Source organism: Flavobacterium terrae (assembly GCF_900142035.1).
In the GTDB taxonomy this organism is placed as follows: domain Bacteria; phylum Bacteroidota; class Bacteroidia; order Flavobacteriales; family Flavobacteriaceae; genus Flavobacterium; species Flavobacterium terrae.
Map to the genome: position 1 here is coordinate 261887 of NZ_FQZI01000003.1, position 17426 is coordinate 279312.

Annotated in this window: 11 protein-coding genes and 1 tRNA gene; all 12 read right to left on the reverse strand. The window is 32.0% G+C overall.

Annotated elements, in window-relative coordinates:
- Window positions 1–23 precede the first annotated feature (23 nt).
- Window positions 24–917, reverse strand: a complete 894-nt coding sequence (locus tag BUC09_RS09195) for a lysophospholipid acyltransferase family protein (RefSeq protein WP_073310835.1) — start codon at window positions 915–917, stop codon at window positions 24–26.
- Window positions 918–1069: 152 nt separating this feature from the next.
- Window positions 1070–2473, reverse strand: a complete 1404-nt coding sequence (locus BUC09_RS09200) for a TolC family protein (protein ID WP_073310837.1) — start codon at window positions 2471–2473, stop codon at window positions 1070–1072.
- A gap of 16 nt (window positions 2474–2489) precedes the next feature.
- Window positions 2490–5663, reverse strand: coding sequence for an efflux RND transporter permease subunit (locus BUC09_RS09205; protein WP_073310839.1), 3174 nt, complete (start codon window positions 5661–5663; stop codon window positions 2490–2492).
- Between the two features lie 23 nt (window positions 5664–5686).
- Complete coding sequence (locus BUC09_RS09210; RefSeq protein ID WP_073311322.1) at window positions 5687–6817, reverse strand: efflux RND transporter periplasmic adaptor subunit; 1131 nt, start codon at window positions 6815–6817, stop codon at window positions 5687–5689.
- A gap of 219 nt (window positions 6818–7036) precedes the next feature.
- A complete protein-coding gene (locus tag BUC09_RS09215) occupies window positions 7037–7615 on the reverse strand; it encodes a TetR/AcrR family transcriptional regulator (RefSeq protein WP_073310841.1) in 579 nt (192 codons plus the stop codon).
- A gap of 151 nt (window positions 7616–7766) precedes the next feature.
- Window positions 7767–8984, reverse strand: a complete 1218-nt coding sequence (locus BUC09_RS09220; RefSeq protein WP_073310842.1) for an efflux RND transporter periplasmic adaptor subunit — start codon at window positions 8982–8984, stop codon at window positions 7767–7769.
- A gap of 72 nt (window positions 8985–9056) precedes the next feature.
- Window positions 9057–13385, reverse strand: coding sequence for a CusA/CzcA family heavy metal efflux RND transporter (locus BUC09_RS09225; protein WP_073310844.1), 4329 nt, complete (start codon window positions 13383–13385; stop codon window positions 9057–9059).
- Between the two features lie 99 nt (window positions 13386–13484).
- A complete protein-coding gene (locus tag BUC09_RS09230) occupies window positions 13485–13811 on the reverse strand; it encodes a DUF6660 family protein (RefSeq protein WP_073310846.1) in 327 nt (108 codons plus the stop codon).
- A 146-nt stretch (window positions 13812–13957) separates the two neighbouring features.
- Window positions 13958–14042 (reverse strand) — tRNA-Ser (locus BUC09_RS09235).
- A gap of 149 nt (window positions 14043–14191) precedes the next feature.
- The gene (gene ribB, locus BUC09_RS09240) at window positions 14192–15325 is read right to left on the reverse strand and encodes a 3,4-dihydroxy-2-butanone-4-phosphate synthase (RefSeq protein WP_073310848.1); all 1134 of its coding nucleotides are present in this window, start codon (window positions 15323–15325) and stop codon (window positions 14192–14194) included.
- On the reverse strand, window positions 15315–16778 hold the full coding sequence (locus BUC09_RS09245; protein ID WP_073310850.1) for an LptF/LptG family permease: 1464 nt from the start codon (window positions 16776–16778) through the stop codon (window positions 15315–15317). Before BUC09_RS09245 ends, ribB begins: the two co-directional genes overlap by 11 nt.
- 9 nt (window positions 16779–16787) lie before the next feature.
- Window positions 16788–17426, reverse strand: coding sequence for an outer membrane lipoprotein periplasmic chaperone LolA1 (locus tag BUC09_RS09250; protein ID WP_143161899.1), 639 nt, complete (start codon window positions 17424–17426; stop codon window positions 16788–16790).

The following is a 17426-nucleotide window of genomic DNA, read 5'->3' on the forward strand; positions in this document are numbered from 1 at the left end:
TTATATTTTTTTTAAATTTTACTTTAATATGTCAATTCAAGATTAGTTAACCAACGTTTATTGTATTGCTCTTTATAAATATGTTTCCATCTTTTGTGACTCCATAGATAATTTTCTGGATTATGAATGATTGCATCTTCAAGCTTATGGGTAAAAATACTCGTAATTTTCCCTAAATGATACTCTTCGTCAAAATTGAAAATTGGAGAAACCTCAAACTTGTACTTTCCTCTTTTTATGCGAACTATTTTAGCAAAAAAAGTAGGTGTATTTTTTGATGCTGAATAAAGCTCAGAACCGCTTATGAAACTTGTTGGCCGTGATAAAAATGATGTCCAAAAACTCTTATCAGGTGTTTTAGGATTTTGATCAGCAACCATTATTAATATGTGCTCATTAACTTTTAAATCTTCAATTTCCTTTTTCATATTTTTAGAAGAAACCATCTTGGATCCAAATCTACTTCTCAATTTAAGCATAAATCCATTAAATGATTTATTTCTTAAAGGCTTATATGCAACAACAATATTTACATTTTTTAATACAGATGCAATATGAGCATTTGCCCATTCCCAGTTAAACTGATGTCCTAAGTAAATATGAATATTTTGTTTATTTTCAATTAGTTGTTTTAAATTAGAATAATCAAATTCAATCCTAGAATGCAACTCATTTTTGGTCATTGACAACAATTTTATAGTCTCAAAAAAGTTATCACAAAAATTAGTATAAAACTCCCTTTCAATTTTTAATCTATCGTTTTCATTTAAATTTTGAAATGATTTTTTAATATTCTCTTCCACTACATTTCTCCTATATCTTATTATGTAGAATAAAATAAAAGAAGTCAAATCAGAAAAAAAATATAAAACTCTAAAAGGAAGTAATGATATCAAATACAAAAATGCATAAATCATGATTCATCAATATTATCAAATCAAATAAACTAAACTCATCGAGGCAATTGCTATAAAAGCAACAACAATCACAAGGTTTAAAATAAAATCTTCAAGGTCTTTTGTTTGGTTATTTTTCATGTTTCTTTATTTTTTAATAAATTGATAATCAATTAATTCCAACCACCACCTAAAGCTCTATATAAATCAACATTAGCTGATAGCAAATCTTTTTTAATCGTTACAAATTCTAACTCAGCTTGTAACAAATTACTTTGTGCAATTATCACTTCTAGATAAGTAGTTAATCCACTTTTAAATAACATCGTTGCGCTTTTTAGAGCACTTTTTAATTTTAGTTGTCTTTCATTAGCTAATTCATATTGCAATTTTAACTTATCAATACTGACTAAGGCATTGCTTACCTCTCCTACTGCAACCATTACGGTTTGTCTAAATTGATCAACCGCTTGATCTCTTTCTAACTTTGAAATTTCGTATTGAGTTCTGATTTTTTTGTTATTAAGAATAGGCGCTGTTAAACTACCAGCTAGATTAGCAAACAATGATGCTGGTATAGTAAACCAATTATCTGCTTCAAAAGAATTCACCCCTCCAATAGCTGTAATATTTAATGTTGGGTAAAAATTAGATTTTGTAATACCAACTTTTGCATTTGCGGCGTCTAATGCTAATTCTGCACTTTTTACATCAGGTCTTTTTTCAAGCAACTGAGACGGAATACCTACTGATGAATTTGTTTCAGTTATAATTGTATTCAAATTTTCAATTCTCGCTTTTTCAGAAGGAAAACTTCCTGATAAAATACTTAACGTATTTTCTTGAATTTGAATATTTTGCTCAATTTGCAGAACTAATTTTGCAGCAATCAAACGTTGTGCTTCTGTTTGTTCTTTAGCCAATAAACTAGTCATTCCTGACTCATATTGTAGTGTCACAAAACGAGAAATACTATCATTTAACTGTAACGTTTTTTTAGCTATTTCTAACTGAGCATCTAACATTAATAAATTATAATAACTTTTAGAAACATTAGCAACTACAGTGGTTTGAAGAGTTTTTTTGGCTTCTGAAGATTGTAAATATTGGGCTAAGGCTCTTTTTTTCTGATTCTTTACTTTACCCCAAATTCCTATCTCCCAAGAAAGATTTAAACCTGCTGAGAAATCTTCAATATGATTTTGTCCCAAAAATAAATTGGTACTAACACCACTCAAACTATTTTCAGACAATCTATTCGATGATGCATTGACAAAAGCATTTATTTGCGGGACATTACCCCATTTAGTCTGTTTGTACTGAAGATTAGCAATTGATATGTTTTTTTCAACTATCAACAAATCATTATTCTTTTTTAAGGCCTCATCAATCAATTGAATAAGTTCCTTTTCTTTAAAATAATCCTTCCATTTTATTGACGCAATAGAAGTTGTATCAGAAGTTGAAACATTTCTATATACTAATGGCACTTCTACCTTATTTTTATTTTGAGCTAAAGCTCCCGCACTTATAAAAAGTGCGAGAACTATATGTATGTTTAATTTTAAAAATTTCATAGTAATCAATTATAAATTAGTTTGATTGTTTTTCTTCATTATGAATTACAGCTAATGGCTTACCAGAAACTCTTTCATGTAAATATTGAAACATGATGAACAATACAGGAATAATAAATATTCCCAAAAGAACACCAGTAACCATCCCGCCTGCAGCTCCAATACTTATAGAATGATTTCCTAAAGCTGAAGGTCCAGTTGCTCTCATCATAGGAATCAATCCAACTACAAATGCAAAAGAGGTCATAATAATTGGTCTCAAACGTAATTTGGCTGCTTCTAATGCCGAGGCCAATAGTGATTTTCCAGCATTCCTTCTTTGAACTGCATATTCTACAATTAGAATGGCATTTTTAGCTAATAATCCTATTAACATTATCAATGCAACTTGGACATAAATGTTATTTTCAATTCCAGCAAAACCTATGGCTAAAAACACTCCTAAAATACCTGTTGGGATAGATAATAAAACGGCAGCAGGTAAAATATAACTTTCGTATTGTGCTGCTAACAAGAAGAATACAAAAAGTAAACTCAATCCAAAAATTATTGCCGATTGTCCAGAAGAAGTTATTTCTTCATTGGTCAATCCAGAAAATTCAATAGTGTAACCTTTTGGTAATTTTGTTTCTGCTACTTCTTGAACAGCTTTGATTGCTGCACCAGAACTAAATCCAGGTTTTGCTATTGCATTTACTCCTATTGAGTTAAAAAGATTATATCTTGAAGCCGTTTCTGAACCATTTACAGATTTTAATTTCACTAATGAATTCACTGGAACCATCTCTCCTGTTCTGTTCTTTACAAAGATGTTATTCATTGTTTCAGGAGTATTTCTAGAAGCGGCTTCTGCTTGAACCATAACACGATAATATTTTCCGAAACGGTTAAAATCTGAAGCTTGTGCACTACCATAATAAGTTTGCATGGCTTGAAGAATATCTCTAACACTTACTCCTAATTGTTCTGCTTTCACATCATCAACTTCCATTTCCAATTGTGGATAATCCGCTTTGAAACTGGTAAAAGCAAATGCAATTTCAGGTCTTTTCATTAACTCACCAATAAACTGAGTACTGATACCACTAAACTTACTGATACTTCCTCCAGTTTTGTCTTTCAACACAATATCCAATGCATCGACATTACTAAAACCAGGCACTGTTGGAAACGTAAATACAAAGAAATTGGCTCCTTTTATACCTGATAACCTTCCGCGTACATCATTCATGATGTCATTAATATCTTGAACATCTCCACGTTCTTTTGCTGGTTTTAATAATATAAAAGCTACTCCAGCCGAAGAACTGGTAGATGAAGTAAGCATATTAAATCCTGAAATAACATTCAATACTTTCTTTGATGGAAGATTTCCCAATGTTCCTTCTACTTCTTTCATTACATCTTGCGTTCTTTCTAAAGAAGCTCCAGCAGGCATTGAAAGTGAAATTGCAATAAATCCTTGATCTTCTGATGGAATAAAACCTGTCGGTGTTGTTTTTACCATGTAAAATGTTGCCGCTATAACCACAGCCAATCCGCCCAAGCTCAACCATTTATTTTTAATTAAAAACTGAAGGCTTTTTACATATTTATTCGTCAGTTTAGTAAACCCGGTATTAAATCCGATGAAGAATTTTTCCTTAAAGCTTTTTGGCTTTTCAACCTCATGAGTATGGTCATCATGTGGTAAATCTTTTAAAAATAATGCCGCTAAAGCTGGGCTTAATGTTAAAGCATTTATTGCTGAAATTACAATGGCTATTGCTAAAGTAAAGGCAAATTGTCGATAAAAAACTCCTGTTGAGCCTTCCATAAAGCCTACTGGTAAGAATACAGCTGACATTACTAAAGTAATCGATATAATCGCACCAGTAATTTCACTCATTGCAGATGTTGTAGCTGATTTTGCACTCAGTTTCTTGCTATGCATTTTCTCATGAACAGCTTCAACTACAACAATTGCATCATCTACAACTATACCAATAGCTAATACTAAAGCAAAAAGAGTTAATAAATTAACTGAGAATCCAAATATTTGCATGAAAAAGAACGTTCCTAAAATCGAAACCGGAACTGCAATTGCAGGAATTAAAGTTGCTCTGAAATCTTGAAGAAATAAGAATACAACGATAAATACTAATATGAAAGCTTCAATTAAAGTCGATTTTACCTGAGAAATTGACATATCCAAAGAATCTTTGGTATTATATAAAATCAAATGTTTCACATCTTTAGGGAAATCTTTTGAAGCTTTTTCCATCATTGCTTTAATTGCAATTTGAACATCACTTGAATTAGATCCTGGTAATTGGAAAATTCCAATATTTAAACCTGATTTACCATCAATTCTAGTGCTACTAGCATAAGTGTAAGAACCTAATTCAACACGAGCAACATCTTTTAAACGTAGCACAGAACCATCAGCATTAGAATGAATTACAATATTTTCGTATTCCCCCGGATTGTTTAATTTTCCTTTGTATTTGATAACATATTCAAAAGCTTCTTTGCTAGCTTCACCAAATCTTCCTGGAGCCGCTTCAAGGTTTTTATCCTGAATTGCACCCATAACTTCTTTTGGTGTCAAATTATAAGCAGCCATCTTTGCAGGATTCAACCAAACACGCATTGAATAATCCTTGTTGCCTCCAAAAGTTACCACCTGACCCACACCCGGTATTCTTTTAAGATCAGGTATGATATTTATTTGCGCATAATTAGCTAAGAAAGTTTGATCGTATTGTTTTTCATTTTCAGTATATAAATCCACGACCATTAAAAGACTATTTTGCTTTTTGGTCGTAGAAATTCCTGCTTGAACTACTTCGGCTGGCAATTGACTCGTAGCTTGAGAAACTCTGTTTTGAACGTTTACCGAAGCTTGGTCTGGATCTGTTCCTAGTTTGAAATTTACCGTAATAACCAATGATCCATCATTACTAGCAGTTGAACTCATATAGCTCATGTTTTCTACTCCATTAATTGCCTCTTCTAATGACGGCGCAACAGAACGAAGCACAGTTTCTGCATTTGCACCTGGATACAACGCAACTACTTGAACAGCTGGTGGTGCAATATCTGGAAATTGCTGTAAAGGAAGTGTCGATAATCCTATACTTCCTAGGATAACTATAAGTATAGCGATGACTGTTGATAGTACTGGCCTATCAATAAATTTTTGTAACATATTGAATTTGTTGAATTTAGAAATTAAAGTTTAGCTACTTCTTTTTTAGTGTTTTCCGGAATTATTTTTGCACCATCAGGTAAGTTTTCAAAACCTTTTAATACAATTCTGTCACCTGTTTTGATTCCTTCTTCTACTAAATAATTGGTTCCGCTTTTACCAGAAACTATAATTGGTTGTCGCATAACACTATTATTATTATCCAATAAAAAGACATATACTTTGTCTTGTATTTCAATTGTAGCCTCCTGAGGAACCACTATTGCATTGGCATGATTTACATTTATTTTCACTTTTCCTGTATTACCTGAACGTAATAACCCATTGTTGTTTGGGAATTTTGCTCTTAAAGTAATTGCTCCTGTGGTTTTATCAAATTGGCCATCTACCATATCCACATTTCCTTTATGTTCATATTCAGTATTATCAGATAATACTAATGAAACTGCTGGCATTTTTTTTATTTTTTGAGCGATTGAACTTCCTTCATATTGCTTTTTAAAGTTTAAAAAATCATTTTCGCTTAAAGAGAAATAAGCATATACTTCTTTAATATCGGATAATTTTGTTAATGCCTCAGGATCTTGAGGACCAACAAGACTCCCTTGTTTTCTTGGTAGTCTACCTATAAAACCATTAATAGGTGCATGTATTAAAGTGTAATCCAAATTAATTTGAGCATTATTTAAAACTGATTTAGCTTGTTCAACATTTGATTTGGCAATGCTTAAGTTTGATTTAGCAGTTCTTAATTGATACTCAGAATACATTTTATTTTGCACCAATGGAATTAATTTATCCACTTCAATTTGAGCATTGATTAATGAAGCTTCAGCTGCTCTTAAACTTGCTTTGGCATTATTGAATTGTTGACGATACGCATTATCATTAATTTTAAACAAAGGTTGTCCTTTAGTAACATAAGCACCTTCATCAACAAAGATTTTTTCTAAGGTACCGTTCACCTGTGGTCTTACTTCTATATCTGCTTTTCCTTGAATTGCTACAGGAAATTCTGTTGAAGTTAGAGCATCAGACTTTACTATATTTAAAACAGGTAATGTTGGCGGTGCTGCTGGAGGCATTTCATTGTTTTTTCCTGAGCAACTAATTAATAGTATAGACAATACACTAAATACTATAATCTTTTTCATAGTCGTTTTTTTATTTGTTTTAGTTAAGTTATTGGATTCGTTATTATTTATTTTTGAAATAATCGTTTCAGAATTCATGCTGCTTTTTATATTTAAAAAGGTTAGTAATTATTATTAATTTTGGAATAATCGTTTCAGAATTAAATCTGTAATTTATTGTATTTTATGCATTTAGGTTACTTTTTCTGGAATAATCGTTTCAGAAAAAAGTAAAAAAAACTATGGTAAAATAGTCTTGATTAAAAACTCAGACATCTTTTTGATTCGAATTGGATTTCTTTCTAATATGTAAGATTGCTTCCATCCAGTAAACGAAGTCACAATGTACTCTGCAATTAATTTGGCGTCTGAAGTTCCATCTAATTCTTTGTTATCAATTGCTTTCTGCACAACTTCTGACAAAAAAAGAAGGTAAATTTCATTATTCTTTTGCATCTGATTTCTAACTTGTAAATCTTCAGGTGCAATTTCAAAAATTGTTTTCATTCCCAAGCATCCTTTTTCACAATCTACTATCCAAGAAACTTTATCTCTAATAATATTAATAAGTGCCTGTTTAGCAGATTTCTCAAGAGCTACTTTTTCTTTTAATTCTAACATAGCATTATCAAAATATATACTCAAACATTTTAAAAAAAGATTGTGTTTATCTCCAAATGTATTGTATAAACTACTTCGATTGATCTGCATAGCATCTACAAGATCTTGCATAGATGTACCATTATATCCTTTTTCCCAAAAGACATTCATCGCTTTATCTATTTTTTCTTTCTCGTTAAATTCTACACAACGTGCCATGTAATCTAAATTTCAATGCAAATATAGTTATATTTTGGAATAATCGTTTCAGAATTTTAAAATTAACAAAAAATTAAAATTTTATGCAAAGATTAATAACAAATAAAAAGTCCTTCAAATATGATTTAAAGGACTTTTAGAAATATATTTTTTAATGATTATGTTCACCTCCTCCTTTTGATTCTGCCAATAAGTAATAAGCTCCTTTAATTACAATTTTGGCTTCTGTAGGTATATCTTCAATTAATTTTAATTCAGTATAACCTAAATCAGTTGTTCCTACTGCTACCTCAACGGCTTTAAAGTGAATTTCTTTCCGGTTTTCTTCAGCTTCATTGTGTTCGTGTTCTTCAGCTTCTTTTTTCGGTGTTTCTTCGTGTCCTTCTTCCTGAATGTAGATAAAGTATTTATCACCATTTCTAACAACCGCATCTTTTGGAAGTGCTGGAACAGTTTGATTTAAGATATTTATATTGGCTGCTACATACATTCCAGAAATCAAATCTTTAGTGCTACTCGTAATTTTAGCGTGCACTGCCACTGTTTTACTTTCATTGGAGAAAGATTTATTGATTCCGAAGATTTTTCCTCTGATTGATTTATTGGATTGGTTAGTCAACACAAAATCAACTTCCTGACCTACTGAAATTTTGCTTAAGTCTTTTTCAAATACATTTAGGTCGAGGTGCATTTGTGTATTATCTACAACTTCAAAAAGAGTCATACCAGTTTCAGCAAATACTCCTTTGGTAATACTTATTTTACCAACATAACCGCTTATAGGAGAAACTATAGGAACTAAAGACGTACTCCCCTTAGGACTTACATTCAAAGCCTGTAACTTATTTTTAGCTGCTTGGGCTTTAGCTCTTTCTGAAGCTAATTTTGATTTTACTTCCTGAAATGCTTTTCTGGGATTTACATTTTCATCAGTTAAGGTTTTTTGACGTTTATATTCCTGTTCTAAATATTCAATGTTGGCAACAGCTGATTGATATTCTTCCTGCATTTCTGAAACCTCTAGATTTTGAATTGTAGCCAAAGTTTTTCCTTTAGTTACAAATGTACCTTCCAAAACAAAAATATCTTTTACAACACCACCAATAAGCGTAGAAACATCAGCCCTATTTTGTGGAGGAACTGCTGTATAGCCATTGGCTTTAATTATAGTGTTGAGGTTCTTCATTTCAATACTTCCTGTTTCAATTCCGATAGTCTTGGTTTGAACTTCTGTCAATACTACTTCTGTTTCTGATTTCTCTACTTCATTAGCTTCTGTAACTTCTTTTTTGCCACATGAAACGATTAGAAATAGTGAAATTGAAAGTATAAATAGTGATAATTTATTAAAGATTATATTTTTACTCATGATTTTAATGTTTTTATATTTTGGAATTCGTGAATCTTCGATTTCATTTTACCTAAAATTAATTGTTAAGGATTACTTCGTCAGTTCGCTTAGCTCGAGTGATGGGAATTGTAACTGAATAGCACTTTGATTGTACAGATTAACAGCTTCTGCATTTTGTTTTTTAATATCAATAGCCTGATTTAAGAAGCTGATATATGACCAATAACTCATATCACCATTCGCATAGCTTTTTTGTGCAGTATTGATGATTTGATTAGCATATTCCAAGCCTTCATTTTTATAGTAATCAAGAGCCTTTTTCTGTTTATCAAACTCACTTTGCAATTCCTCTTTTTTCAGCTTCAGGATTACTTTATTCCTCTCAAGCATTATTTGTGATTGGGAAACACTTATTTCTGAGGCTTTAACTTTGGCTGTATTAGCTCCACCAAACAAAGGAATTTGTAAACCGGCTGTAAATCCCTGAAATAAAGATTTGGTATCAATAGTTTGGGCAAAATATCCTAATCCTAACTTGGGTATCCTTTGAGCTTTGAAAACATTTGTTTCCTTTTGATTCACCAAAACTTGTTGGGAATAAAAATCGTTCATCAAACCATCAACTTTTGAATTATCAGCTCCTAATGCGACTTTATATTGCAATGCTGAAGTAGTATCAGGAATTATAGCTTCATCGCTTTGTACAAAGTATTGCAACTGTTTCTGATTAATAGCCAAATCATATTCAATCTGAGCTTTGATGGTTTCTATTTCTTTTACCTTAGCTTTGGCACTGATAACTTCGATTTTTCCGCTTTCTCCGGTTTCAAAACGTAATTCAGCATTTTTGAGAAACTTAGTATAAATCTCATTCAATTCATTGTTTAGTTTTTTCAACTCAAACCCAAACAAATACTGATAAAATGATAATGTTACAGCTTTTTCAATTTCAAATTCAGATAATGCTTTTCTTTTTTCAGCCAATTTTGCCAATTCATCCTGTAACTGCCTGTTTGCTTTAGTTATTTTTCCGATTGGGAAATACTGCTGAACCGAAACATTATGGTCATAAGCATCACTGTTGAATTGTCCTCCTTGATATTGAATTTGTAATGGATCAACTTGAAAAGCACCTTTTTTAAGTATTTTTTGTTTCTCAATTTCTTTATCGACAATTTTCAAGATGCTGTTATTCTTCTTAGCTAATTCAACTGCTTGCTCTAATGTTACTGTTTGTGAATTTTGAGCAAATGAAAATGTACTTAATAGTAATACTACTGTTGTTATTACTGAAGCTTTCATATTTTTTCTTCTTTTGATTCCTTTTTCAAATAATAAATAAATTATAGGTAGAACAATCAAGGTTAATAATGTTGCAGAAAGTAAACCACCTATTACAACAGTTGCCAAAGGTTTTTGAACCTCAGCTCCACCACTTGTAGATAATGCCATTGGCATAAACCCTAATGATGCCACAGCTGCTGTCATTAAGACAGGTCTTAACCTTGTTTTAGTACCTAATAAAACTCGTTGTAATGGATCTGTAATTCCTTCTGATTTTAGCTGGTTAAAATAAGATATAAGTACTATTCCATTTAATACAGCAATACCAAACAAAGCAATAAAACCTATGCCTGCAGAAATACTGAATGGCATGCCTCTAAGCCATAAAGCAAAAACACCGCCAATGGCAGAAAGAGGAATAGCAGTAAAAATCAATAAAGATTGTTTAATGCTACCAAATGTGAAGTACAGTAATACTAAAATTAACCCAAAAGCAATAGGAAGCGCAACCGATAATCTTTTATTAGCCTCGATGAGATTTTGAAATTGACCGCCATAAGTAATATAATAACCAGCAGGAAGTTTGAAGCTTTTATCTAATTTAGATTGGATTTCTTCAACTACGCTTTTGACATCTTTTCCACGAACATTTAAGCCAACAGTAATTCTTCGTTTTCCATCTTCACGCACAACCTGAACCGCGCCTTGTTCATAGGTTATTGTGGCTACCTGTGAAAGTGGGATTTGCTGTCCATTGGGAAGAGGTATAAACAAATTACTAACATCAGAAATATCAGTCCTATTATCGCTATTCAAACGAACAACAACATCAAAGCGTTTGGCTTCTTCGTAAATCTTACCGGCGGTTTCTCCGGCAAATGAAGAACGTATGATTTGATTGATATCACTAATATTCAGCCCATAAAGAGCTATTTTATCATAGTCATATTTCACTGTTATTTGTGGCAAACCTGCAACCTTATCCGCTTTCAAATCGCCAATACCATCAATAGATTTAATTTTACCTATTAACTCTTTAGCTTTATTGTCCAATACTTCTAAATCATCACCAAAAATCTTAATGGCTACATCGCTTCGACTTCCGGTCATAAGCTCGTTAAAGCGCATTTGTATTGGTTGCGAAATCTCAATCGTTGCGCCAGGAATCGATTCCATTTCTTCTTTCATCATATTGGCTAAATCTTCCCAATTATCAGCTGAAACCCATTCACTTTTATCTTTCAGCACAATAATTAAATCACCACTTTCGATTGGCATTGGGTCAGTTGGGATTTCCCCACTTCCTATTTTTGATACAATGGTTTTGATTTCAGGAAATTTTGCTTTTAATATTTTCTCATACTTGGTTGTCGTTTCCACCATTTGACTTAAAGAACTTCCGGTCATTATAGTAGCATTAATGGCTAAGTCACCTTCTTCAATAGTAGGAATGAATTCACCACCCATATTCTGAAAAGTAAATAATGCTAAAGCAAACAATCCAATAGAAACTAAAATAACGGTTCTTTTTATTTCCAATGCTTTGTTAAGTAATGGTGTGTATTTACTCTCAAACCAAGCCATCATTTTATCACTAAAATTGGCTTTATGCTCAGTATTTTTCGATAGAAACATTGCACTCATCATAGGTACATAAGTCAAAGACATTATAAAAGCTCCGATAACTGCAAAACCTACCGTCATTGCCATTGGCTTAAACATTTTACCTTCTGTTCCTACCAAAGCTAAGATTGGTAAATAAACAATTAGAATAATAATTTCACCAAAAGCTGCACTGTTTCTTATTTTGGAAGCAGATAGATAAACCTCACTATCCATTTCAGCTTGTGTCAATTTCTTTTTCCTTTTGAGTCTTGCTAAATGGTGCATTGTAGCTTCCACAATAATTACAGCGCCATCGACGATAATCCCAAAATCAATCGCTCCTAAACTCATAAGATTACCACTTACCCCAAAATAATTCATCAGGATAACAGCAAAAAGCATTGATAGTGGAATTACAGAAGCTACAATAAGCCCCGCACGAAGATTTCCAAGAAACAGAATCAATACAAATATTACGATTAATGCTCCTTCGATGAGGTTTTTAGTAACTGTCCCAATAGCATTATCAACCAATTTACCTCTATCAATAAATGGTTCTGCAACAACGCCTTCAGGTAAACTTTTATTGATTTGCTCCATTCGCTCTTTTACCCTGTCAACAACTGCACTTGAGTTTTCACCTTTAAGCATCAGCGCTAATCCACTAACAATTTCTCCTTTACCATCTTTGGTGGATGCACCATAGCGCAAAGCAATACCTTCACGAACTGTTGCAACATCACGAACCAAAACAGGTGCGCCATTTCGGTTTTTGATAACCACATTTTGCAAATCTTTTATTCCTGTTGCCATTCCCACACCACGTATAAAGTAAGCATATTGGTCTTTCTCTATATAAGCACCACCAGTATTTTGATTATTCTTTTCTAAAGCGTCAAAAATCTCAGTAATTGTAACACCCAAACTGTTTAGGGTATTTGGATTAACAGCAATTTCATATTGCTTTAATTTTCCACCCCAACTTGTAACTTCAGCAACTCCTTCAACACCTTGTAACTGAGGGATAATTATCCAATCCTGAATTGTTCTTAGCTTTATAGCATCATACTTATCTTCATAACCTTTTTTGGCATAAACATCATATTGGTATATCTCACCAAGTCCGGTAGAAATAGGAGCTAATTCAGGTGAACCAGCATATTTTGGGATGTTTTCTTCAGCATCTTTAATTCTTTGGAAAATCTGCTCTCTTGCCCAATAAATATCCACATCATCTTTAAAAACAACAGTTACAACCGAAAGTCCAAAGCGTGAAATACTTCGTAACTCTATTACTTTAGGAATGGTTTTTACAGATTGTTCTAATGGATAAGTGATTAACTGCTCTACTTCTTGACTGGCTAAAGTAGGAGCAGTTGTAATAATTTGCACCTGATTATTAGTTACATCAGGTAAAGCATCAAGCGGTAATTGTTTAATGGAATAGCTACCCCAAGCTAAAAGCACAAGGGTAAAAAGTAGTATAACGAACTTATTCTTTATACTAAATTGTATAATCTTGTCTAACATTGAAAAATATATAATGAATTAGAAAATCAGCAAATAAGAAATACTTGCCATTCTTCGTGCTAACGCACAACTTTCTAACCCGAAATTACTCGGGCATCATTATACTATTTGAGGAGGTTGCCAAATACTTCCGTAGAAATTGGAATGAAAAACTGAAGTGTAAAATGAATTTGAAGTTTTTATTTCTTCAAATTGAACTTGAAAATCATATATGATTACAGGTGCATAAGTTAAAGTAACCTGTCCACAACAATTGCAAATACAAAAAGGGGAACACAGGTCATTACTCTTATTGTGCGAATGATTGTCTTTATCTGATGAATGATTAACTGTCGCATGAGCAATACTGTTAATCTCTATATCTGCACAAGGAACAGTAGAGAGAACAAAAATGTAAAAGGATAGTATGACAGATATAAATTTCACATTGTAAATTTAAGAAGATAATATTTATATTCTAATTTTCAAGAAAAATTTATAAACTAAAATAATTTAAAAGAGAGAGGATTGTCAACTATACTGTCAACTAAAAAACAAAAGCCCCGATATTCGGGGCTTTATAACCATTTTCGCGGAGAAAGAGGGATTCGAACCCCCGGACCTGTTACAGTCAACAGTTTTCAAGACTGCCGCATTCGACCACTCTGCCATTTCTCCAGTATGTATCGCTCTACTTCCGTATTGCGAGTGCAAATATAGCACTGTTTTTTATATCTCCAAACGTTTTTAAAAGAAAAAAACGAAAAAATTACAACTTATTTTTTAACTGTTTCATTACGTTGAAATTACAGAAAAAAATATTTTTTTCAATAAGTTACATATTCAACTATTTCTAGACCATAACCTATCATTCCAACACGCTTCCCTACTTCTGTATTAGATACTAATCTAATTTTAGAAATATCCAAATCATGTAAAATTTGTGCTCCTATTCCATAATCTTTGCTATCAATAACAATTTTAGGAGCTTTCATTTCACCTTGCTGTTGTAATTCTTTCAATTCGGCAATACGATTTAGTAAACTCACCGATTGCATATCTTGGTTAACAAAAACAACTGCTCCCTGCCCCTGCTCATTAATAACTCTAAACATATCATCCAACTGTTTATCGGCGTTATTAGTCAGCGTTCCCAACAAATCATTATTTACTTGTGAAGAATTTATACGAGTTAATACTGCTTCACCCGAATTCCAAGTCCCTTTTGTTAAAGCAATATGGATTTGCTTATTGGTAGTTTGTTCATAGGCACGCATTCTAAATGTTCCAAAACGTGTTTCAATATCAAAATCTTCTTTTTTAACAATCAAACTATCATGTTGCATTCTGTAAGCTACTAATGCTTCAATTGAAACTAATTTCAAGTCGAATTTTTTAGCTACTTCTACCAACTGAGGTAAACGTGCCATCGAACCGTCTTCGTTCATGATTTCTACAATAACTCCAGCTGGTTTAAAACCTGCTAATCGTGCAAAATCAATTGCAGCTTCTGTATGACCTGTTCGTCGCAAAACACCTCCTTGTTTGGCAATTAATGGAAAAATATGTCCTGGTCTTGCTAAATCAAATGGTTTAGTGTTTGGATCAATTAAAGCTTGTACTGTTTTAGCTCTATCTGATGCCGAAATTCCAGTTGTCACTCCATGCCCTTTTAAATCCACTGAAACGGTAAATGCCGTTTCCATATGATCTGTATTATTTGTTACCATTGGACGAAGTCCTAACTCTTTACAGCGGCTTTCAGTAAGAGGAGCGCAAATAAGCCCTCTACCATGAGTTGCCATAAAGTTGATCATTTCAGGAGTAATTTTTTCTGCAGCAGCAAGGAAATCGCCTTCATTTTCTCTATCTTCATCATCCACAACAATAATGACTTTTCCTTGTCTAATATCTTCTATTGCTTCTTCAATTGTGTTTAATTTAATGGTGTTAGTCTCCATTTTCTTGTATTGTGTTGTTGTTATTGTTTAATTTTTTGGTGAAGAAATCATACAGTTTTCTAAAAGGTTCTGAAATGAAATCGAAATTTACATCACCATTATCGTTTATTGCTTTTTTTGTTAGATATATTGCCAATGGAGTTAATACCATTGAGGAAATCCAAGCTCCCATAAATGGAGTAGTTCCTGATTCTTGAGCAAGTTTTTTTCCAAAAGTATTCAAGAAATGAAATGTTATAAAAATCAACATTGCAAATACAATAGGCAATCCCAAACCTCCTTTTCGTATGATTGCGCCTAATGGAGCGCCTATGAAAAACATAAGTAAACAAGCATAAGCTATTACAAATTTCTCATACATGGAAAGCCAGTGATTATTTATATCTTTCTTTTTAGCTAAAAAGGTCATTTCATTCATCTCTAAATTTTGCTTTGAACTCAAAGCATCACTATTGGCGATTTCAAGAATTTTTGATTTTAAAGTATTATCTAAAAAACTTGTCAATTCAGGTGTTTTAGTATTTTTGATCGAATCGAATTGAGCCATATTGTAATTAAATCCAAATCTTTGGTAAACATTATCGGAAACTGACAATACTTCTTTATTATAACTTGTTGAAAGTGAATCTGCCGTATATTTTAATTCACTTAAACTAAGCATATTGTTAGTATTGGTGATTTGTGACTTATCTTCTTCGGTCGAATTTAACTTCGATAAATCAATATTAATGTTGTATTTTTTAAAATAGACTTTTGCAAAAGGCATCTTAGGTCTGTCTTTGTAATCTTTTGGCGTAATGTCTTCGTAATAATATCCATCAATTAATATTAATTGAAGTAAATTAGATTCCTCGCTACTTAATAAATGACCCTTTTTAGACTTAATAACGGTTTTTGCTCCTTCACCTAAATTTGATTTTTTATGAATGGTAACATTTTCTAAAAACTCACCTTTTTCCCCCGTTTTTTTATCAACTTTGATATTAATATTTCCAATATTACTAAACTGACCTTCGGCTATGGCAAGTGCTGGTTTTACTTGGGCAATGTTTTTACGGAAATTTATGAATTTATATTCTGCATAGGGAATTACATTGTTTGCAAAGAAAAAAGCACAAAAAGATAATAGTATAATAAAAATTGACAAACCTTTCATGGTTCTTTGAAAAGAAATTCCAGCCGATTTCATTGCTGCGAATTCATAGTTTTCAGCTAAATCACCAAAAGTCATAATTGATGATAACAAAACTGAAAGTGGTAAAACCATTGGTACTAATTTTGGCGAAGCAAAAAGAAGAAACTTAATGATCATGAATAAATCTAAGTCCTTACCTGCTAATTCTGAAATAAATAGCCAAACTGTTTGTAGTATGAATATAAAAAACAAGATTACAAATACCGAAGTAAATGTAATCAAGTAAGTTTTTAATAAGTATCTGTCAAGAATTTTCATTCAATAGTATTAATCCAAATTATTAATGTAGTAGTTTGGATATTTTGCTTTTACAAAGGTAAAATGATTTTTCGCTAATGGAATATTTGTTTTAAAAGAATTAACAGTTAATGTTATTGTTGTTCCATTTCTACCCGTTGTAATCGTATTATACACATTATTTGTTGCTACATCGACACCAACAAGAATTTGTTTTCTTTCGTCTTTTGAACTTATCGGTGTTAATTTAATGTACTGTATCTTTTTTCCTTTTATAGTTTGTGCAATATCCCATGAGTATTTGAATCCTTTATTAAAAAAAGTAAGCATTTTTGCTGGTGTATCTGCATCATCTTCACCTCCAACATTAGCAATACTAATTTCTTCATCTTCTTTAGATATTGTATAGATTTTTTTACCGTCGCACATTTTAGTAACTCCTAAAAAATTCAACAAGTATTGATTGCCTTGTAAAGTTACTTTACCTTTATTGGTTTGATTTACTCTTTCTTTAGTATTTTGAAGGTTGTAATTAAAATCTAACTCGATAGTTTTATATGATTTTACTTTAGCTGAAACTTTATCCAATAAAGCTTTAGCTTTGGTTGCATCTTGAGCATGTACTGTTAACCCCGCAAATAATACTAATAATGCAATTATCTTTTTCAT

Bases quoted from the DNA above. Each gene is read 5' to 3' on its own strand.
- BUC09_RS09205 (WP_073310839.1), bottom strand. From the start codon at position 5,663: ATGTTACAAAAATTTATTGATAGGCCAGTACTATCAACAGTCATCGCT.
- BUC09_RS09220 (WP_073310842.1), bottom strand. From the start codon at position 8,984: ATGAGTAAAAATATAATCTTTAATAAATTATCACTATTTATACTTTCA.
- ribB (WP_073310848.1), bottom strand. From the start codon at position 15,325: ATGGAGACTAACACCATTAAATTAAACACAATTGAAGAAGCAATAGAA.
- BUC09_RS09225 (WP_073310844.1), bottom strand. From the start codon at position 13,385: ATGTTAGACAAGATTATACAATTTAGTATAAAGAATAAGTTCGTTATA.
- BUC09_RS09210 (WP_073311322.1), bottom strand. From the start codon at position 6,817: ATGAAAAAGATTATAGTATTTAGTGTATTGTCTATACTATTAATTAGT.
- BUC09_RS09200 (WP_073310837.1), bottom strand. From the start codon at position 2,473: ATGAAATTTTTAAAATTAAACATACATATAGTTCTCGCACTTTTTATA.
- BUC09_RS09245 (WP_073310850.1), bottom strand. From the start codon at position 16,778: ATGAAAATTCTTGACAGATACTTATTAAAAACTTACTTGATTACATTT.
- BUC09_RS09215 (WP_073310841.1), bottom strand. From the start codon at position 7,615: ATGGCACGTTGTGTAGAATTTAACGAGAAAGAAAAAATAGATAAAGCG.
- BUC09_RS09250 (WP_143161899.1), bottom strand. From the start codon at position 17,426: ATGAAAAAGATAATTGCATTATTAGTATTATTTGCGGGGTTAACAGTA.
- BUC09_RS09195 (WP_073310835.1), bottom strand. From the start codon at position 917: ATGATTTATGCATTTTTGTATTTGATATCATTACTTCCTTTTAGAGTT.